The organism is Paenibacillus catalpae, from assembly GCF_900112695.1.
Taxonomy (GTDB): Bacteria; Bacillota; Bacilli; order Paenibacillales; family Paenibacillaceae; genus Pristimantibacillus; species Pristimantibacillus catalpae.
Genome location: NZ_FOMT01000006.1, coordinates 84,103 through 103,823, shown reverse-complemented (window position 1 = coordinate 103,823; position 19,721 = coordinate 84,103). Strand labels below are relative to the sequence as shown.

The window sequence follows — 19,721 nt, the reverse complement described above, 5'->3', positions numbered from 1 at the left end:
TAAGAGACCAGGTTTCAAGTCGGTGCTCTGTTCCGGTTATTTTTTGCGATTAGACAAGAACATCACTGGAAGCATGGAGACCACCGCAAACCCGACCGACCACCAGAATGCAACTTGATACGCATCGGCGAGCGAAGCAAGATTCGCTTCCGTACCGCTTGTCGTTTGATGACTGATGACTGTCGCCAAGACGGCCGAGCCGAATGCGCCCCCAATCGTCTGGAAGATCCGCGTTGAAATACTTGCATGCGGAATTTGTTCCTTCCGCAATCCCTCATACGCGGATACCATAATCGGAATGAAGATTCCGTTCATGGCCGCCCCGCGTACAAGCTGCGCCGCGCCTAGCAGGATATGGCTCGTGTCCGTTCCGGCAAAGGCGAACGGAACGGAGGCCGCCAGTGTTACTGCTAGGCTTACGAGCACGATGCTTCGGGAACCGACCCGGTCCGTCATCCCCCCGATCCAGCTCCTCGTGAGCAGCATCCCAATCCCCTGTGGAATCAAGAGAAGCCCCGTCGTCAGCACGCTCTCGCCGCGGACCTGCTCATAATACAGCGGGAGCAGCAGAAGCGCCCCATTCATGACCATGCTCGAGAAGAACAAGATAACGTTCGACGACAAGAAATGCCTGGAACGGAATAGATGCAAATCGACCAGCGGAGCCTGCTTCGAACGCAAGGCGTACGTGATGTATACAGCCATCAATACGATTCCGGCCGCCAGAGGAACAAGCGCCCCTGCCGACGACAGCCCCCCTGCGGAGCTGATCTCCGAGATGCCATAGATAAGTGCAGCAAACGCCGGGGACAATAGCAGAAGCCCGATTACATCCAGTCTCGGCTTACTTATGGCAGCTTCGCCTTTCGGAATGTGCCGCCATGATAACCAGAGCGCAACCAGCATAATCGGGATGTTCACGTAGAAGATCCAGCGCCAGCTCATGTTGTCCATTATCAGTCCACCAATAACCGGACCGAGGATCGGGCCGATCAGCGTAGGAATGCTGATAATCGCGATCAGCCTTCCAAGATTGCTCCCACCCGCCGATTGTACGAGCACGTTCTGTATCGTAGGGATAAGCAACCCCGCTCCTGCTCCTTGCAATAACCGGAAGCCGATCAGGCTGCCGGTGTTCCATGCCAGGGAGCACAATATCGAAGAGACGAGAAACACCCATAATGAGAACAGATACACGTTCTTCCCCCCGAAGCGTTGAATCGCCCATCCCGACATCGGAACCGCAAGCCCCATCGTGAGCACGTAACCCGTGATCACCCATTGTGTCGCTGACACCGAGCTGTGCAAGTCTAGCGTAAGCGTATTGATCGCTACGTTAATCATCGTCGAGTCCAGAAGAGGAACAATCGCGCCGAGAACAAGAATAAGGGCGACTTTCAAAATACCTGGATCGATTTTTTCTTTGGGAGGCTTGACTGCCACCGCTTGGCTCTGGGCCATTGTCGCTCACCTCTTTGTTATTTAGAGTACGGTACGTACCGTACCTTATTGAAATACAATATTATAATTCTAGCGAAAATGCAATATACTATTTAGATAAGTCTAAGATCTAATACATCTTGGGAGAGGAACCCGATATGCCGGAATCACCGCAAGATCGCAATAGGAATAAGGAGAAACAACAAGCAGGAGGATCGCGGAGACGCGGAGATGTTCTGGAGAACGCCATTTTGTCTGCTGCGTGGGACGAGCTGCAGGAAACCGGCTATCCCAAGCTGACGATGGAAGCCGTCGCCATTCGGGCACAGACTAATAAGACTGCCGTCTACCGCAGGTGGCCCAGCAAAGCGAAGCTGATCATCTCCTCGATAATCAAGCATATGCCTAAGCCTTCCCTCGACGCTCCCGATACGGGCAGCCTTAGAGAAGACGTACTGGAATTGCTGGAGCGAATCATCAAGCCGATGCAGCTCATTGGAGCCGAGACGATTCACGGCCTGATGGTCGATCTCCACGGGGACGAGGCTCATGCCAAGCTGACATTGTCGCCAAGAGCGGAGGATCCGCTCTCCATCGCCATGATGAACATTTTGCGGAGCGCCGAGCAGAGAGGCGAGGTCGAGCTCGGGCAACTGCCGGAGCGCGTCGTTACCCTTCCCATTGACCTGGTGCGGCTCGAGATACTCACGACTCACACGCCGCTGACCGATGAGGCCGTCATCGAGATTGTAGATCACATTTTCCTGCCTCTCGTGCGAAAGCCTAACAAAGAAGGCTGAACCGTTTGCCTCGGTTCAGCCTTCTTTTCTTTTGATATGGACGTATTTCAAAATATTTCCTTTATGATTATCACACAGTGCAAGCCCAAGGCTACCGCGCTGTTAAATGATCCTCCAGCGCTTGCTGAAGCGTTCCTTTCGTTATTGCTTTTTGCTCGAAGGACAGTCCCGACCGAATCATCATCTTCACGACCTCCGGCCTGAGCCCGGTAACGATTGGTTGGCAGCCCATCATATTGATCCCGTCAAATACGCTGATAAACTGCTTAACGACATCTTCATTCATTTCCATTACGCCCGACAAATCAATGATTAACGTTTCAATCCGGTTATTGCCGATTTGTGAAATGACTTTGTCTTCGATGGTATTGGCCCGGAACCCGTCAATCGCGCCGATCAGAGGCAAAATGGAAGTCGCCCGCGTCAATGGAATAATCGGGACGGAAAGATCCTCCACCATTTCCCGCTGCGCCCGAATGAGATCGTCTTTGAATTGGGAATAGCTGATAAAGAACTGGTTGAGGAATTGGTCCATTAACTGGTTAATGCTCTTCTCCATGCTATAATAATGTTCCTTGCTGTCGTTGTGATTGTTCAGACGGTCATAATTGTACAGGAAATCCCACAAGACGCGCCTTACCGCTTGAACCCATTCCAGCTTGAATGCGAGGGTGAGCGAATGTTTCGCCCAAGTGATTCCTTCACGTTTGGCAAAGGCGATTGCCTCATGCTCTTTTCCGTCAATGATGAAGAGCACCAGCTTATGCGCGTTATCCAGCAAGTTGATATTGCCGATGGCAAGAATTTCGTCAATTTTATCTCGGACGTTGACTGCTTCCAGCAACAACCGTTGTTCGAAATTACTCCGATTCACAACAAAGAAATCTTTGAGACTCATTGTCGCCTCTAACTCCAGATAAATCACCTCTTTTACTCCAATCTTGTTGGTCTCCTTGGGGAACGTAATCGTGAACTGGGTACCGCCGTCTTCCGAGCTTTGCACTTCGATCGAGCCATTATGCTGATAAATGACGGAGAAAACGAGGGTCAATCCCATGCCGGTGCCATTCTCTTTTGTCGTGTAAAAAGGCGTGCCCAGCAATCCGAGCTTTTCCTGCGGAATACCGACTCCGGTGTCCCGGATAGAAATAATCACTTCGTTCTCGGTTGACATGTGCGCAATATAGATAGATCCGTTTTCGGGAATGGCCTCAAAGGCATTCTTCAGCAGGTTGAAAAATACTTTCTTTAATTGATTCTTTTTCCCGAAGATATAGGAGCCCGGATTTTGCAAGGTTTTATGAACGGAAACCCGATACATCTGATCCTGAAACAGCCGAGTCAATGAATCCAGCTTGAATTATACTGGCATATTTTGTGCGAATATTACAGACATGCTCTTAGTATACAAGCAGTTTTACTATACTGAAAAGACTGAACATTTTTTGCTTTAAGCAACATTTAAAGGCCGCCCTTTTGCGGGCGGCCCTCTTTTGATCTCGCGATATATGTCCGTTTTAAACCTTATTTTTGAGCATCGAGAATAAACATCGAGGCATCTTGTGCCATGAATATTTTATTTCCTTGATAAAAAGTTTTGGATTGAATATTGTTGTACCCTATTCGAGTCATCACATCAGCTAGTTCAGCTTGATCAAATCCGTTATGAACCATATCCGAAACGACATTTTCATTTTTGTCAAAATCGACGATCATTAAATGTCCTCCCTCATTAAGAACATCAAATAATCGTGATAACACGAATTCCACATCAGGAATATGGAGAAGAACCTGCGCCATGAAGATATAATCAGCACGTAATTCCGACAGACCCTCCTGTTCAAAATCAAAGCATAATGTATTTGCATTCTTAATATTCAGATCAGAAATTTTTTGCTCTATTTGATTAATCATGTTTGGTGATGTATCAAGAAAAAGCACCGAGTTAAACTCGTCTAACAAGTTCAATCCAACAAGACCCGTTCCACAACCAAAATCGATAGCGCTCTTGCTGCTAGCGTCACCTAATAATTCACGAATGGCATCCGATGATACCTTAGCCATTTGAATTCTCCCAGGACTGTCATAGGTATGAGCAATCATTTCAAACTTATCTGTATTTGCCATTATGTCATCTCCAGTCCAGCTTTAAATAAAAATTGTTTCATGTGGAACAAATAGGTCTAGAAGGATGGCCTGTTGTATAGTCCAATCGCGCGTTCTATCTTAGCAATGTAAGGATTTCTTTTACAAAATTATCGACAAATACTCGTTCAGGACGAGATTTCATGAACACAGTAAGTCCAATTAATGAGATGACTAGTGTCTGCGCTAAACCCTTTGCGTTAATAGCGGCATCAAGCTCACCTGAGCGCATCCCTCGTTCAATCGTTTCTTGGAATATGACCGAGAGATACATCTGATGCTCTCTTGTGAGAATTTCAAATTTCTCATCATGTGGCGCAAGTTCCACCATCGAATTAATGCAAAAACAGCCCCAGTTCGGACTCTTCTCATATTCCTTTGCCACCATATTTTCAAAAAAGGCACGAAATGCCTCTTTAACAGAAGAATTGTTTTGTAGATTGGTGCGAATATAGGCTGCATGGGAACTCGTATATTTTCGCAACGCAGCTTCAAATAATCCTTTCTTGTCTCCGAAGGTGGAGTATATGCTTGGACGCTGAATGCCCATTCTTGATGTCAAGTCGCTTAAAGACGTAGCTTCGAACCCTTTTTCCCAAAATAGCTGCATAGCTGCATCTAATGCCTTTTCCTCATTAAATTCGCGTTGTCGGGCCATAATAACCCCTCTTTTCATATCGTTCGGTATACTATAATTTTATAGTATGAGGTTTGTTGTGTCAATAATATTAGGCTGCATTCCGTCCTATACAGGAATCTGTTGACAGCTAACTTTCCCTAAAGTTATATTTAACAGGAAATATTACATACCGATCAGTATTCTATTGTTCGAATGGTAAACGTAATTTTAAGGAGGTGTTATCTTTGGGGAAGTTTGAACCCGCTCAAAAAGCGCTTATAGCATCAGAATCAGTGCCCACATCTTTGTTATCTCGTAATGTTGCACTTTTATTTGCAATTGCCTGCGGAATGGCAGTCGCCAACATCTATTACGCGCAGCCCTTGCTGGATGCCATTTCAAACGAGTTCGGTATTACTCATTCTTCCGTCGGTATTGTTATTACAATCACTCAAATTTGTTATGCACTTGGCCTGCTGCTGCTAGTACCCCTAGGAGATTTATTAAATCGGCGTTGGCTGATCGCTGGACAGATGCTAATATCCGTTTTGGCCTTGATTGTGGTTGGCACCGCGCCCGTCAGCATGGTGTTATTCATAGGCATAGCTGTAGTTGGATTGCTTGCCGTAGTAACACAGACGCTTGTTGCGTTTGCTGCAACTTTGGCTGCACCGGCCGAACGAGGGCGTGCCGTAGGTGTTGTGACAAGTGGAATTGTAATTGGTATTCTACTGGCGCGAACTTTCGCTGGCGTATTAACGGATTTGGCCGGCTGGCGCTCTGTTTACCTTGTCTCTGCGGGATTAACGCTAATCATGGCATGTGTATTGTTTCGGGTGCTGCCGCATGATGACCATAAAAGAGAATCATTATCCTACCTCCAGTTGCTTCGTTCGCTGCTCACATTGTTCGCACAAGAACGAATCCTGCTAATCCGTGGTGCACTGGCTCTAATGATTTTTGCCGCTTTCAGTATACTATGGACTTCCCTGGTGCTGCCTCTCAGCACTCCGCCGATTTCTCTTTCACATACTGCGATTGGAGCGTTTGGTCTCGCTGGAGTTGCTGGGGCGTTAGCAGCAGCCCGAGCAGGTCGTCTTGCCGATCGAGGTTTAGGACAGAAGACCACAGGCCTAGCACTAATTCTGCTGCTTATTTCATGGTTACCAATAAGTTATACTCATCATTCACTTCTCGCATTAATCGTCGGCATTGTCCTTCTTGATCTGGCGGTGCAAGCCGTACATGTCACCAATCAGAGCATGATCCTTACTTTGCGCCCTGAGGCACGCAGTAGGCTTACGGCTGGTTACATGATTTTCTATTCCATTGGCAGCGCCACCGGGTCAATTGCATCTACCAGTATCTATGTTTACTCAGGCTGGAACGGTGTCTGCTTGTTAGGTGCAATTGTCAGTGCCTTGGCGCTTCTATTCTGGGCATTGACCCATCGTGCAGGGACATAAGACATTTCAACCTGCAACTCAGGTCCAGTTTTTTGGACGATGCGATTAAATCCTAGCAAATCGGGTATTTGAACGTAAGGTGCATTTTACGTGAATAAATACCTGATTTGCTAGGAGGATTCAAATGGACAATAAGAAGACGGAGCAATTAAAGAATTATACCGTGAATAATGAAGAACAGCACGGTTTGACGACAAACCAGGGGTTAAAAATAGCCGAGGACGAGTTTTCATTAAAGGCGGGACAACGCGGTCCTACTCTTATGGAGGATTTCCACTTTCGCGAGAAGATGACTCACTTCGATCATGAGCGCATCCCCGAACGAATCGTTCATGCACGCGGAGTAGGGGCTCACGGAATCTTTCAACTTTATGAATCCTTGGAAGACATCACCAAGGCGGATTTCCTCACGAATCCGTCCAAAGTCACGCCCGTATTCGTACGCTTCTCGACGGTACAAGGATCAAGAGGATCGAATGATACCGTTCGGGACGTGCGCGGGTTTGCGACTAAGTTTTACACGGATGAGGGCAACTATGATCTGGTGGGCAACAATATGCCTGTTTTCTTTATTCAGGATGCCATCAAGTTCCCCGATTTCGTCCATGCCGTTAAACCCGAACCGCATACTGAAATCCCGCAAGGGGCCAGCGCGCATGATACGTTCTGGGACTTTATCGGGCAGAATCCGGAGACGGCCCACATGGTCATGTGGGTCATGAGCGATCGCGCCATTCCGCGCAGCCTGCGCATGATGGAAGGCTTTGGCGTGCATACCTTCCGTTTGGTGAACGCGGCAGGACGATCGCATTTCGTCAAATTTCATTGGAAGCCCGTCTTGGGGATGCATTCCTTCGTTTGGGATGAGGCTCAGCAAATCGCGGGCAAAAATCCAGACTTCCATAGAGAAGATTTATACGAAGCGATCGAGAAGGGTCAATATCCGGAGTGGGAGCTTGGCTTGCAGCTTATTCCGGAAGAGGATGAGCATAAGTTCGACTTTGACATTTTAGATCCAACCAAACTGTGGCCGGAAGAGGAAGTTCCCGTGAAATTGGTCGGTAAAATGACCTTAAACCAAAATGTCAGCAATTTCTTTGCGGAGACGGAGCAGGTGGCTTTCCATCCCGGTCATGTCGTGCCCGGTATCGATTTCTCGAACGATCCCCTTCTGCAAGGACGGTTATTCTCCTATACCGACACTCAGTTATCCCGACTGGGCGGCCCTAACTTTCACCAAATTCCGATCAATCGGCCCGTGTGCCCGTTCCATAACAATCAACGAGACGGCATGCATCAGATGACCATTCATCAGGGGCAAACCAGCTACCATCGCAACGGTTTGAATGCCAACCAGCCGGCGCCGGTTCCCGCTGAACAAGGCGGCTACGAGCATTATCAAGAGCGGATTGACGGGCGCAAAATCAGAGGACGCAGCGAAAGCTTCCTTGACTTCTATTCGCAAGCGAAACTTTTCTATAACAGTCTGGCTCCTTACGAACAAGCGCATGTGAAGAAGGCTTTCAGCTTTGAGCTGGGCAAATGCAAATCGAGTCACGTCAAAGCAAACGCGGTCGCCCTATTGAACCATGTCGATCGCAGCTTGGCTCAAGAGGTAGCCGACCAAATCGGAGTTTCTCTTCCCGAGGAAAACATGGAAGTGATATCCGACAAAAGCTCTCCCGCCCTCAGCATGGCTAATACCATCCTCGCGCCGGATACGAAGAAAGTCGCTATTGTCCGGGTTGGCGATCCCGATGTGGAGCAGTTTGCCGAATGGACGACGGCTCTAACGGAACATAAAGTAAATTATACGATTGTCGGTGAAAAGCTTCACGACTTGCCAAACCCGCTGAGAGTAACGGCCACTTATGAAACGACGGACCCTACCCTCTTTGATGCCGTATTATTGGTTAGCAGCGAAGCCTCGATTCCGACTCCTGCCTTGGCATTCATTGAAACGACATTCAAGCATTATAAACCATTGGCACTGGCTCTCAGCAATCAGCAGGCATTGGCGACAGCAAGGGTAAAATTGGACGAGGCCGGAGTGTACGATTTAACCAATTCCACCATTCAAGCGTTTATTAATGGAATCGCGCAAGGCCGTTTCTGGGAACGACCGTTATAAACCGTTCCTATATACGCAAGATACATGGGGCCGTTCCCAAAGTCATCGCCAGATGATTTTGGGAACGGCCTCTCTTTGCATGAAAAACGCCAGTTGGCCAAATTTGATGTCTGTCAGAACCATGCCATTTCGGTCAAAAACAACACATTGTCCGCTTGTCACCGCCACTTGTCAAATACCCGCCGGGCTTGTGGTTACGCGCTTTAGAGGCACGCCTAAAACGACATATTTACGCGAAATTAATATCTCCGCTATCGTAAAGGTGTAAGCGTTACCACTCGTGAAAGGAGCGGCCCTATGCAGGATACAAAAACGGCTATTGCCGGTAGCTCGGCGTTGACGACGAAACAGACAACAAAAGGCGCCAAGACGTGGAAAGGAATCGTCCGGAACTGGGAGCTGTACCTCTTTATCACCCCGGCACTGCTCTACTTCCTTATTTTTTGTTACGGACCGATGTACGGCATTCAGATCGCGTTTAAAAACTTCATACCGACAAAAGGGATTACGGGAAGCCCGTGGATCGGCTTCGACCATTTTGTGCGCTTCTTTCATTCCTATTACTTCTGGGACCTATTATGGAACACGCTCAGCATCAGTTTATACTCCTTAGCCGTCGGTTTTCCGATTCCGATCATACTGGCCCTCGCCTTTAATGAAATCCGGAACGGCTACTTCAAGAAATTGGCCCAAACGGTCACTTACGCGCCGCACTTTATATCGATGGTCGTAATGGCCGGCATGATTATTACCTTCCTTTCCCCTTCAACCGGCATTGTCACGAACATTATAGAAGGACTCGGCTTCCAATCGCCCGATTTCCTTACCGATCCGCGATGGTTTAAAACCATGTACGTCTTCTCGGATGTGTGGCAGAGCGCGGGCTGGGGCACCATTATTTATTTGGCCGCACTGTCGGGCGTCGATCCCGGGCTTCATGAGGCTGCCGTCATTGATGGCGCCACGCGGTTCCAACGCGTTCGCCATATTAACATTCCAACGCTAATGCCAACCATGACGATCCTGCTCATCCTGAGCATGGGTAACTTGCTTGGCGTCGGCTTCGAGAAAATTTTGCTGCTGCAAAATCCGCTCAACATGACGGCGTCGGATGTCATATCGACCTTTGTTTACCGCTCGGGACTTGTGAGCGCTCAGTACAGCTTCTCGACGGCTATCGGTTTGTTCAACTCCGTTATTAATTTGGTGCTGCTCATCGTGGTCAATCAGGTCGTTCGCCGTATGAGCAATAACAGCTTGTGGTAGAGAGGGGAGCATTTCAGCATGATATCAGGCGTGAAAGAAAGCCGCAGGGATAAGATATTTCTTGTACTTAACTACATGTTTGTATTTCTAGCGTTTCTTGTCGTGTTTTATCCGCTCATTTATATCGTCAGTGCTTCCATCAGCAATCCGAAGCTTGTCGGCTCGGGCGAAATGTGGCTTTGGCCGAAGGGAATTACGTTCGACGGCTACGCAAGGGTGTTTCAGAATTCGAACATCTGGACCGGATACGGCAATACGATTCTTTATACCGTCGTCGGCACGGCGATTAACCTGGCGGTGACGCTGCCCGCGGCGTATGCGCTGAGCCGAAAGGATTTTACCGGCCGCCATTTCTTCATGGGACTGTTCATGGTCACGATGTTCTTTGGCGGCGGGCTCGTTCCCACCTATTTGCTGGTTAAAGAACTTCACTTGATCAACACGATCTGGGCGATCGTTCTTCCGTCGGCCGCTTCCATCTGGAATATTATTGTCGCCCGCACCTTCTTCCAGAGTTCTCTTCCGAGGGAGCTTCAGGAGGCGGCACAGATTGACGGCTGCACCAATCTTCGGCTGTTTATGAAGATCATTCTACCGTTATCGATGCCGATCATTGCGGTCATGGCCCTCTTCTACGGGGTCGGCAACTGGAACAGCTACTTCTCGGCACTTATTTATTTGAACGAAGCGGCGAAATATCCGCTGCAGCTGGTGCTGCGTCAAATTCTCGTTCTGCAGGAGACAGCGGCCCAAGGTAGTGGGGCCATGGACTCTTCCACGGCCTCCGCGCTGAACAGCAAGGCGGAGATCGCCGCTCTCGTCAAATACGCCGTCATCATCGTGGCGACGGTTCCCGTAATCGCCATTTATCCGTTTCTGCAGCGTTATTTTGTTCAGGGTGTTATGATCGGTTCAGTTAAAGGCTGATTCGGTCTGGCCATATGCAAACCATTATGATAAAGGGAGTTGTTGTCATGACAAAGTTTCGCAAGGCATCATTGATCCTCCTAAGCCTCACAACATCCGCAACACTGCTTCAGGCCTGCGGCTCGGGCTCAAACGACGGTAACAACGGTGCGACAAACGCCGGCTCTGGCTCGAACGCCAATGCTGGCGATGGGAGCATCAAGAAGGACGGCTTTCCAATCGTCGACAAAACACTGACGCTCAAGATGATGTCGCAGGACGTAGGCGTTGCCGATTGGAATAAGATGCCGGTCTTGCAAGAAATGGAGAAATTGACGGGCATCCATATGGAATACCAGAACTCGCCGGTAGACAGCTTCGCAACGAAGAAAAACCTCGTATTCGCAAGCGGCGATTTGCCGGATATTTTTTACGCAGCGGAACTGACGTCCGCCGAGCAAGTCACGTATGGAACGCAAGGCGTACTCGTGCCGCTGGAGAAATACATCGATGAAGGCTACGCGCCAAACCTCAAGAAAATATTCGACGAGCATCCGGATATCCGCAAGTCATACACGACGCCGGACGGCCACATCTATTCCTTGCCGAACATCGATCTGTCCGCGGTATGGTATCGCGGCCCGATGTGGTACAACGGCAAATTCCTGAAAGCTTTGAATGCGGCGGAGCCGAAGACGACCGAAGAGCTGTATGCTTATTTGAAACGCGTCAAAGAAGAAGATCCAAACGGCAACGGCAAGAAGGACGAAATTCCGCTCACTTCCGTTAAACTCGACGATCTGCGCATGTACTTCCTTGGTTTCTGGGGCATCTACAACGAGGTGTATTATGCCGACAAGGACGGCAAAGTACACTATACGCCGCAAGAAGAAGGCTACAAAGGCTACTTGACCTTCTTGAACCGTCTGTGGAAAGAAGAGCTGCTGGACCATGAGACGTTCTCGCAAACAGGCGATCAGAAGAAAGCAAAAGGCACGAACAACCAAGTCGCTTTGTTCAACGATTGGTTCCCGTACTTCACGCTGGGCGGCGAACCTAGCGGCGATAATCCTCTCATGACGCCGGTGAAAAGCGAAGTGGAAGGATCGCCGGTATACGGCAAGCATCCGGGGCTTTCCACAAACGGCACCTTTGCCATTACGAGCTCGAATCCTTCTCCGGAGGCGTCGATTCGCTGGGTCGACTACCTGTACGGTTACGATGGCGCAACGTTGTTCTCGCAAGGTCCGGAGAACCTCCTGTGGAAATACAAGAACAAAGAGACCCGCGAGAAGGAATGGCTTCCGGTGGAGGGCGGCAAAGACCGCGAAGAGGTTCGAGGCACGCTAACGCCGAACTATGGCATTCCTGCCCCGGGAATGAGCTCCTCCGAGCTGACCAAAGGCTTGAAGAGCGAATTCGACATCTGGCTTGATGAGCAGAACACGGAGAAGCTGGTACCCATCGCCAAAGCACCGTTCCCGTACGTCTACTTGACGAACGAGCAGCAGACGGAAGCAACGGCGCTGCTGGCCGATCTGGGCACGTACGTGACGCAGATGGAAGCGAAGTTCGTAACCGGGCAAGAGCCGCTTTCCAATTGGGACAAGTACGTAGCACAACTGAAGAAAATGGGCAGCGACAGAATTGTCGAGCTTTACCAAGCCGCCTACGACAGCTGGAACAAATAAAACCATTCATGCCGTAACAAGCAAATAGCCAACCGATACCGGCCATCTGGCCGGGGGTTGGCTATTGCATTATTCATCCTCGAATTCGGACATTCGGCGCGCTTGTTCGTTCTCCGAGAACAGCTTGCGGTATTGTCCCGGCGTATAGCCGGTTTCCTTCTTGAACTTGCGGGTGAAGTTAGGCGTATCCTGGTAGCCGACGCGGAGAATGATGTCCTTCAGCGGATCGCTGGTCGTCTTGAGCTGCTGAATCACCACATTAAGCCGCTTCTGCCAGATATACTGGATGAAATTCGTCCCGATTTTTTCTTTGAAGGAACGGCTGACATGAGATGGCGAAACATTGAATGCAAAAGCGACCGATTCGAGGCTTATCGAATAATCCGTATATCTCTCGTCAATATAAGCGGCGATGCGATCCATCAAGGAATGCTCTTCCTTCCGGTTGTTCTGCTCCACTTGATTGCAGATGCGCGAAGCCAAATTCAGGAGGGTGCGTTCAATCTCGTCCAGTGAATTGCCGTAAATCGCGGCTGGGGCCATATCCAGAGCAACGCTGTGGATGCCCAGCTCGGACGCGGTCTTGAGCATCGTATTCAACAGGTCAAAGCATATGCAGCGCGTAAGCAAGGCGGAGGCCTGCGTCGTCTGCAGGTTCTGGAACGCCAAACCGATAATAGGCACCGCGACGTCGTAACTGCCTTGCTTCAAGCTTTGGGCAAGCTTCATCAACGTGTTATTCGGTATCCAATCCGCGTGCTGCGGAGCATCGGAAAGCTTCTCGAAATAAGTGATGGCCCCAGGTTCGGCCGAAGACCGCAGCTCATAAGCCGAGCAGGCCTCGATGAAGGATTGGTTCAGCTGGTCCGGGCTTTCGTAGCTGGTACCGACCCCAATCATCGGGATATCGTCCGTGACGGCGAGGAGCCCGCTTCGCATGGCTTCGACGATCTCGCGAACGCGGTTGAACACATCCGCTTCGTCCCCGTCCAGATCGAAGCTGAAGATAATCCCTAATTGGTCCAGCTGGGGCAGTTCAACTCCGTACCCAACCGCTTGCAGCTCCGGAAACGCGATCTGGTTAAGCATTTTGACTCGTTCTTGCCTCTCGGTTGGAGACCCTCCGTTGTCGCCCGATCCGATGACCGCGACAAAATGGTTGGAACGGTCGAAACGGAGACCAAATGCTTGCTGCAGTTCGGGATGGACATTGCCGTATTTCAGCAGCATCGATAATAAGTGATTGCGGGCAAAAGGTTCTTGAAGATCAATGCGCGAGCTGTATTCCTGCAGCGCGGACCGGATCCGGTCCAGCTCGTTGCCGCGGTCGGCGACATCGCTTCTCGGGCGGTTCTCTTTTCTCTTGGAGGCGGCGAACTCGACCAGCGTCGAGATTGGCTGGTACTGCATTCTGGCAAGTACAAGCGCGATGGCCGCCCCGACAAGGACGACGATGCAGAACAGCAGGATGATGAAGCTGCGCACATGCAGCACGCTGCTGAAGAATTGTGCGCTTGGCATCGCCGTGACGTACGTCCAACCGTTTTTTTGCGATTTGACGGAGACGACGGAGTGCGCTTTGCCGTTGATGGTCTGCTCGTGAATGCCCGGTTCCAGATTAATCAGCGATTTTGCCGCCGTACTGGTCATGGCCTCGCCTTGACGGTTGTCGACCAGAATATGTCCTTCATTATCGAGAATATAGGTGAGGCCTTGATAGTTTCCGAGGATGGAATCGATCAGGCTGGTGAGCTCGGACTCCCGGATCAGATACATGACCGTGCCATGCGGCGTAGGACTGTTCGGCGTGATGGGAATGAGATAAGCCAGCATGCTGTCGGCGATGTTCGATGATTTAATAACCGTGTCGGCCGGCCGCATCGTCGGATATTTGACCGCATTCAGATCCTGGTACAGCTTGTCCGCCGGCCAGCTTTCAAAGCTGAAGGAAGTGGCGAACACGTCGAAGTCGTAGAGACCTTTGCTGGAGTAAATTTTCTCGTCTTTATGGAAATAGAGCAGCAGCTCGCCAATGATCGAGCTGGTCGATTTATATTGGTCAAGGCCTTGAATGGCCTCGCCGCTATAGATCGGGTCGTGGACGCGATATGGCGTAAGCCGGGTGTCGTAGGAAATGCGGGATGCGATCTCGTTCAATTCCTTGATCCGGCCGTCGACGATGACCATGGCCTGCGTCAACTGATTTAACCGGGATTGTTCAATCTCGGAACGAAGGCTGCTGACTGCATTCTCGTAAATAAAAATCGTCAGGAGTACCAAAGGAATTAACAAGATAAACAAATAGGACCAGATGTATTTCAGGAATAGCTTTGATTTAAAGTAATTTTTCTTCAAACTTCATGCCTCCTGTGCATCCTGCATTCATATTTTTTTAACAATCATAACAACATTTTATTTTTTTGCCCATAGCGCGAATGAACGTAAAACTTAAAACGGAGGGTGAAATATGAATAGAAACGGAGTGCCGGAGCCGAATATTACTTACGCGCCAGAACACTACATATGCCGACGTGCGCTGATACCGCTTGATCTGGATGGCCGCGTCGACAAGCCGTTTTGGCAGGCTGCCGAGTGGACCGGGGATTTCGTCGATATCGAGGGCGATCTCCGTCCCGCACCGGCAAAGCGGACGCGGGTCAAAATGCTGTGGGACGACTTGTATTTTTACTTCGCAGCAGAGCTGATGGAGGACCAGATTTGGGCGACGCTGACGGAGCGCGATTCGGTCATTTTTCACGACAATGATTTCGAAATATTCATCGATCCCGACGGCGACAGCCATCATTATTACGAATTCGAAATCAATGCGCTGAATACGGTTTGGGATCTGCTTCTGGTAAAGCCCTACCGCGACGGCGGACCGCCGGTAAACGGCTGGGATATTGCGGGATTAAAAACCGCCGTGCACATCGACGGCAAGCTTAATCAACCAGATGCGGACAACCGCAAGTGGAGCATTGAAGTTGCGATGCCCTGGACCAGCCTGCGCGAGTGCGCGACAGGCGGGCGGCCGCCGGCCGCCGGAGAGTTCTGGCGCGTCAACTTCTCGCGCGTGGAGTGGCAAGCCGAGGTGCACGATGGCAGGTACCGCAAAACGGTCAATCCGGAGTCGGGCAGGCCGTATCCCGAAGATAACTGGGTGTGGTCGCCGATGGGCATTATCAATATGCATTATCCGGAGCTGTGGGGATATGTCGTATTCGCGGATGGGAACGGCGAACCTTCGGCGTTTGAGCTTCCGGCGGACGAGCAGATCAAATGGGAGCTTCGCAGGCTCTATTACCGGCAGCGCAACTACTTTGAAGTGCATGGTGTATTCGCAAGTGACGCGAAACAACTAATGGGCGGAGATTCATGGAGCATTAAGCCCATTATCGAAACGACAAGCAGTCTGTTTCAGATTAAAGCGCCTTCCGCGGACCGGCATTCCATGCTGTGCATTCGCGAAGACGGGAAGTTATGGAAGGAGTAATCAGGATGACAATGCCGAAGACGATATTTTCCCTTAATCAAGAGGTTATGGAGCAAATAGAGCACAAATTTCGTTTGAAACAGCAGCTTGCAGGGGCTCGGCAGCAAGAGCTGTTTGGCATTTTCCAAGAGGCGCTGACGGAAGAAGAGGCATGGGCTTTAAAGTATCTGTTTGCGTACATGCCGGTTAACGACATGGCGGATTACGACGGCTCCTTATTCTTAAGCCATGTGCGCCAGACGCTGGACATTCGCAGCAAGGTGCCATGGGGAGCTCGCGTTCCGGACGATCTCTTCCTGCATTTCGTGCTGCCTTACCGGGTCAATACGGAAAATATCGAAGATTCGCGTGGCATTCTATACCACGAATTGGCGGAGCGTACGGCGCATCTATCGATGGCTGAGGCTATATTGGAGACCAATTACTGGTGTCAGGAGAAAGCGACCTACATCGGCAGCGATTTGCGCACGCTGTCGCCGCTCTCCATGATTCGGAACGCGCGTGGACGCTGCGGCGAAGAGTCGACGCTTGCCGTAGCCGCGCTGCGCAGCATTGGCATTCCCGCCCGCCAGGTGTATACGCCTCGCTGGGCCCACTGCGACGATAACCATGCATGGGTGGAAGCATGGGCCGACGGGCAGTGGCACTATATCGGGGCATGCGAACCGGAAGCCCGACTCGACCAAGGGTGGTTCACGCCGCCCGCGCGCCGGGCCATGCTGGTCAATACGCGGATTTTCGCCAATTATCTAGGCCCGGAAGACATTACCCTTGCCCACGAATGGTTCACGGAGATCAACCTGCTCGATAACTATGCACCAACCCAGACGATTCATGTTGTGGTGAAGAATGAGCAATGCGCCCCCGTTGCAGGAGCGGAGGTCCGATTCGATCTGTACAACATGGCCGAATTGTTTCCGATTGCCATCGTGCCGACAAATGCCGAGGGCAAGGTTTCCTTTAAAACGGGTCTCGGGGATCTGGTCATTCGAGCGGTGAAAGACGGAGAGTGGGCTGAAACAAAAATTTCGGTTTCAGACCTTGATTTGAATAGGGTGGAACTCATCTTGAACGCGTCGGAGCAGCCTGCAGGCCGTGTCGATTTCAATATGGTTCCGCCTCCGGAACGAGAAGGGAAGCCTATGGAGGCACTGACGGAAGCAAAGATGGAATGGCATAACAACCGACTGGAGGAAGGGACGCGATGTCGGACCTCCTATGAGGACACTTTCCTCCTCGAGGAGGATGCGATCTCGCTTGCCGAAGAGACGGGACTGCCTTCCGATCGCGTATGGGATGTCATTCGGAAAGCGCGGGGCAACAGCCGGGAGATCGCAGCCTTTTTACGCGAGCAGTCGGGTGCTTATGGCGAATGGCCGCTGCGATTGCTGGAAACGCTGCGAGACAAGGATTTGACCGATACGTTCCGCCCCGTGCTCGAGGATCATTTAATCGGTGCGCTGGCGGGCCGCGATGCTCTGGCCGAGGACGATTTTGTTCGTTATGTGCTCTGTCCGCGGGTGCAGCACGAGATGCTTGTTCCTTACAGGAAGCTGTTCCAGGCTGCATTTACGGCGGAGGAAATCGCTTCTTTTCAAGCCGATCCTTCGCTGCTTGCCCGAAGCTTGCAGGATAGCTTCGGCGTTTGGACGGATCTCCCGAATCTGACGGGACGGGGAAACCCGGCAGGAACCTACAAACTGAAGCTCGGAGATCCTCTGTCTCTGGATATTTTATTCGTTGCGATTTGCCGCAGCCTGGGTATCCCGGCGCGCCTGCATCCGAGCGAGCAGAGGGCGCAATATAGGCAGCGTGGCGGCTGGTTTGACGCCATGATCGCACCGGAAGCATCCTCCGGCAGCAAGCGAGAGCCCCAAGACCGGGGATTGTTGCGGTTTACCAAAGACGATGCCGCGGAGCAGTCACCTGTTGCCTCCTATGCGGAGAACTTCACCTTTGCCCGTCTGGAGAATGGCGTCTACCAAACGTTAGCGTATCCTCACGGCAAGAAGGACGTCTATGACGAGCCGTTCGAGGTGCGGTCAGGACAATACCGGTTGACGTCGGGCATTCGTCTGAAGGACGGCATGGTGCGCGTACGACTCTCGTATTTCGTCGTGCGGGCTTCCGAAACGACGGAAGTGCCCCTGACATTTCGGGAGACTATGATTGAAATACCCGTACTCGGCCCATTCGACCGCGACAGGGCAATTACGCTGCCAGACGGCGCGCCGGCCTTGCTGGATGAGCTCCTTGGAAAGGAAGCCGCTATTGTCGCTTGGATTGAGCCGGAACGGGAGCCAACCAAGCATTTGTTCCGCGAGCTGATGGAACTAGCTGAGCCGCTCAATCATTTCGGGGCGCCGATTATCCTGCTTATTGGCGAAACGGAGCTGACCGCATCCTTCGACCCGGCCGACTATCCGAAGCTGCCTTCGCGTACCGTATTTGTTCGAGAATTAAGCGGTGCTGCCTTGCCGGGCACATTCGCCCAATCGGCGGCAAAAGAAGCCGGGTTCCCGCATCTGTTCGTCGTGGACCGCCAAGACCGGATTCGTTACGCGGCCTCCGGATACAAAATCGGCAATGTCAAAGAAGCCTTGCAAGCAATGACCAGCCTCATGTCTAACGAATAAACACAGAACGGAGCTAACAAACAATGGAGAAGCAATATTTCAAAGTAGGTTATGTAAGCGATTCTGCGCTTGCCGGCATGACTCGCGAGGACTTGCAGAAGCTGACGCATATCAACGTGGCGTTTGGTCATGTCCGGCAGGATGAGATTGTCACGGACCATCTGAAGCAAGTCCATGCCCTTCATACAATTAAACGGGAGCATCCGGAGCTGAAAATACTCCTGTCCGTCGGCGGCTGGAGCGCCGGCGGTTTCTCCGAAGCGGCTTCGACCGAAACGGGCAGACAAAAGATGGCCGCCTCGGCGGTCCGGGTCATTCGCACGCATCCTTTCGACGGAATCGATCTGGATTGGGAGTATCCTTGTTACGGCGAAGCGGACATTGCCTCGAGTCCGGCGGATAAGCAGAATTTCACGCTGCTGCTACGCGCGATCCGGGAAGCGCTTGATGTCCAAGGGGCGGAAGACGGCCGCCATTATATGCTCACGATCGCAGCTGGAGCGGATCAGTACTATGTCGATGGTACGGAGATGGATAAGGTGCAGCAGTATTTGGACTACGTGCAGTTAATGACGTACGATATGCGCGGCGGCTTTCAGGTACTCACCGGCCATCATACCAATCTGTATACGCCGACCGGGGATCTGTTCCGTATCAGCACGGATGCTTCCGTTCGGATGTTCATTAACGCAGGAGTTCCCCAGAATAAGATCGTGATCGGCGCCGCCTTCTACTCCCGCAAGTGGAGCGGCGTGCCTGACCGCAATAACGGCCTTCACCAGATGGCTGGCAGCACGGGGGGATACGGTCCTTCTTTCACCGAATTAGACGCTGATTACATTAACAAGCAAGGCTATATCCGCTATTGGGACAATGAAGCCTGCGCGCCGTATTTGTTCGACGGGTCGACCTTCATCTCCTACGAAGACGAGCAATCGATTCGCTGCAAATGCGAGTATGTGATGAGCCAAGGACTTGCGGGCATCATGTTTTGGGAGTATAGCTGCGATAAAACGCATCGTCTGCTGGACGCGATCCATCAGGGGTTTTTGAAGTAGAACCGGACATTTACCTCTTCCTTCCAACATAAGATGTACGGATTGTTAAAATCGGCAGCTTACCCGGGAG

General features: G+C 51.1%; 14 protein-coding genes. 9 read left to right on the top strand and 5 right to left on the bottom strand.

Annotated features, from left to right (window positions below):
• Positions 1-36: 36 nt before the first annotated feature.
• Complete coding sequence (locus BM200_RS25025; RefSeq protein WP_091189412.1) at positions 37-1,461, bottom strand: MDR family MFS transporter; 1,425 nt, start codon at positions 1,459-1,461, stop codon at positions 37-39.
• Between the two features lie 137 nt (positions 1,462-1,598).
• Between BM200_RS25025 and BM200_RS25020 the strand changes: the two genes are divergently transcribed.
• Complete coding sequence (locus tag BM200_RS25020; RefSeq protein WP_091189411.1) at positions 1,599-2,240, top strand: TetR/AcrR family transcriptional regulator; 642 nt, start codon at positions 1,599-1,601, stop codon at positions 2,238-2,240.
• A 91-nt stretch (positions 2,241-2,331) separates the two neighbouring features.
• Here BM200_RS25020 and BM200_RS25015 read toward each other — a convergent pair whose 3' ends face one another.
• The 3 genes from BM200_RS25015 to BM200_RS25005 form a co-directional block, all read right to left on the bottom strand.
• The gene (locus BM200_RS25015) at positions 2,332-3,585 is read right to left on the bottom strand and encodes an ATP-binding protein (RefSeq protein ID WP_245773146.1); all 1,254 of its coding nucleotides are present in this window, start codon (positions 3,583-3,585) and stop codon (positions 2,332-2,334) included.
• Between the two features lie 179 nt (positions 3,586-3,764).
• Complete coding sequence (locus tag BM200_RS25010) at positions 3,765-4,367, bottom strand: class I SAM-dependent methyltransferase (RefSeq protein ID WP_091189409.1); 603 nt, start codon at positions 4,365-4,367, stop codon at positions 3,765-3,767.
• A 94-nt stretch (positions 4,368-4,461) separates the two neighbouring features.
• The gene (locus tag BM200_RS25005; RefSeq protein ID WP_091189407.1) at positions 4,462-5,043 is read right to left on the bottom strand and encodes a TetR/AcrR family transcriptional regulator; all 582 of its coding nucleotides are present in this window, start codon (positions 5,041-5,043) and stop codon (positions 4,462-4,464) included.
• Between the two features lie 206 nt (positions 5,044-5,249).
• Between BM200_RS25005 and BM200_RS25000 the strand changes: the two genes are divergently transcribed.
• From BM200_RS25000 to BM200_RS24980, 5 genes are all read left to right on the top strand, one after another.
• Positions 5,250-6,470, top strand: a complete 1,221-nt coding sequence (locus tag BM200_RS25000; RefSeq protein ID WP_425434620.1) for an MFS transporter — start codon at positions 5,250-5,252, stop codon at positions 6,468-6,470.
• Positions 6,471-6,594: 124 nt separating this feature from the next.
• Complete coding sequence (locus tag BM200_RS24995) at positions 6,595-8,601, top strand: catalase (RefSeq protein ID WP_091189406.1); 2,007 nt, start codon at positions 6,595-6,597, stop codon at positions 8,599-8,601.
• 297 nt (positions 8,602-8,898) lie between these two features.
• Positions 8,899-9,867, top strand: coding sequence for an ABC transporter permease (locus tag BM200_RS24990; RefSeq protein ID WP_091189405.1), 969 nt, complete (start codon positions 8,899-8,901; stop codon positions 9,865-9,867).
• Positions 9,868-9,885: 18 nt separating this feature from the next.
• Positions 9,886-10,794, top strand: a complete 909-nt coding sequence (locus tag BM200_RS24985) for a carbohydrate ABC transporter permease (protein ID WP_091189404.1) — start codon at positions 9,886-9,888, stop codon at positions 10,792-10,794.
• A 47-nt stretch (positions 10,795-10,841) separates the two neighbouring features.
• Positions 10,842-12,464 carry a type 2 periplasmic-binding domain-containing protein gene (locus BM200_RS24980; protein ID WP_091189402.1) on the top strand — a complete coding sequence of 541 codons (1,623 nt, stop codon included), beginning with the start codon at positions 10,842-10,844 and terminating at the stop codon, positions 12,462-12,464.
• 69 nt (positions 12,465-12,533) lie between these two features.
• Here BM200_RS24980 and BM200_RS24975 read toward each other — a convergent pair whose 3' ends face one another.
• Entirely contained in the window at positions 12,534-14,819 is a 2,286-nt protein-coding gene (locus BM200_RS24975; protein ID WP_091189400.1) for a helix-turn-helix domain-containing protein, read from the bottom strand.
• A 112-nt stretch (positions 14,820-14,931) separates the two neighbouring features.
• On the opposite strand from BM200_RS24975, the gene BM200_RS24970 reads away from it, so the two are divergent.
• Genes BM200_RS24970 through BM200_RS24960 form a run of 3 tightly spaced genes read left to right on the top strand, consistent with a single transcriptional unit; the run spans position 14,932 to position 19,651 of the window.
• Positions 14,932-15,957, top strand: coding sequence for a carbohydrate-binding family 9-like protein (locus BM200_RS24970; RefSeq protein ID WP_091189398.1), 1,026 nt, complete (start codon positions 14,932-14,934; stop codon positions 15,955-15,957).
• 5 nt (positions 15,958-15,962) lie between these two features.
• Positions 15,963-18,593, top strand: a complete 2,631-nt coding sequence (locus BM200_RS24965; protein ID WP_091189396.1) for a transglutaminase domain-containing protein — start codon at positions 15,963-15,965, stop codon at positions 18,591-18,593.
• A 23-nt stretch (positions 18,594-18,616) separates the two neighbouring features.
• Positions 18,617-19,651, top strand: coding sequence for a glycoside hydrolase family 18 protein (locus BM200_RS24960; RefSeq protein ID WP_091189394.1), 1,035 nt, complete (start codon positions 18,617-18,619; stop codon positions 19,649-19,651).
• Positions 19,652-19,721 lie beyond the last annotated feature (70 nt).

Excerpts from the sequence above, each read along its gene's own strand:
- BM200_RS24965 (WP_091189396.1), top strand. The coding sequence starts at position 15,963 with ATGACAATGCCGAAGACGATATTTTCCCTTAATCAAGAGGTTATGGAG.
- BM200_RS24980 (WP_091189402.1), top strand. The coding sequence starts at position 10,842 with ATGACAAAGTTTCGCAAGGCATCATTGATCCTCCTAAGCCTCACAACA.
- BM200_RS25020 (WP_091189411.1), top strand. The coding sequence starts at position 1,599 with ATGCCGGAATCACCGCAAGATCGCAATAGGAATAAGGAGAAACAACAA.
- BM200_RS24995 (WP_091189406.1), top strand. The coding sequence starts at position 6,595 with ATGGACAATAAGAAGACGGAGCAATTAAAGAATTATACCGTGAATAAT.
- BM200_RS24960 (WP_091189394.1), top strand. The coding sequence starts at position 18,617 with ATGGAGAAGCAATATTTCAAAGTAGGTTATGTAAGCGATTCTGCGCTT.
- BM200_RS24990 (WP_091189405.1), top strand. The coding sequence starts at position 8,899 with ATGCAGGATACAAAAACGGCTATTGCCGGTAGCTCGGCGTTGACGACG.
- BM200_RS25025 (WP_091189412.1), bottom strand. The coding sequence starts at position 1,461 with ATGGCCCAGAGCCAAGCGGTGGCAGTCAAGCCTCCCAAAGAAAAAATC.
- BM200_RS25005 (WP_091189407.1), bottom strand. The coding sequence starts at position 5,043 with ATGGCCCGACAACGCGAATTTAATGAGGAAAAGGCATTAGATGCAGCT.
- BM200_RS24985 (WP_091189404.1), top strand. The coding sequence starts at position 9,886 with ATGATATCAGGCGTGAAAGAAAGCCGCAGGGATAAGATATTTCTTGTA.
- BM200_RS24970 (WP_091189398.1), top strand. The coding sequence starts at position 14,932 with ATGAATAGAAACGGAGTGCCGGAGCCGAATATTACTTACGCGCCAGAA.
- BM200_RS25010 (WP_091189409.1), bottom strand. The coding sequence starts at position 4,367 with ATGGCAAATACAGATAAGTTTGAAATGATTGCTCATACCTATGACAGT.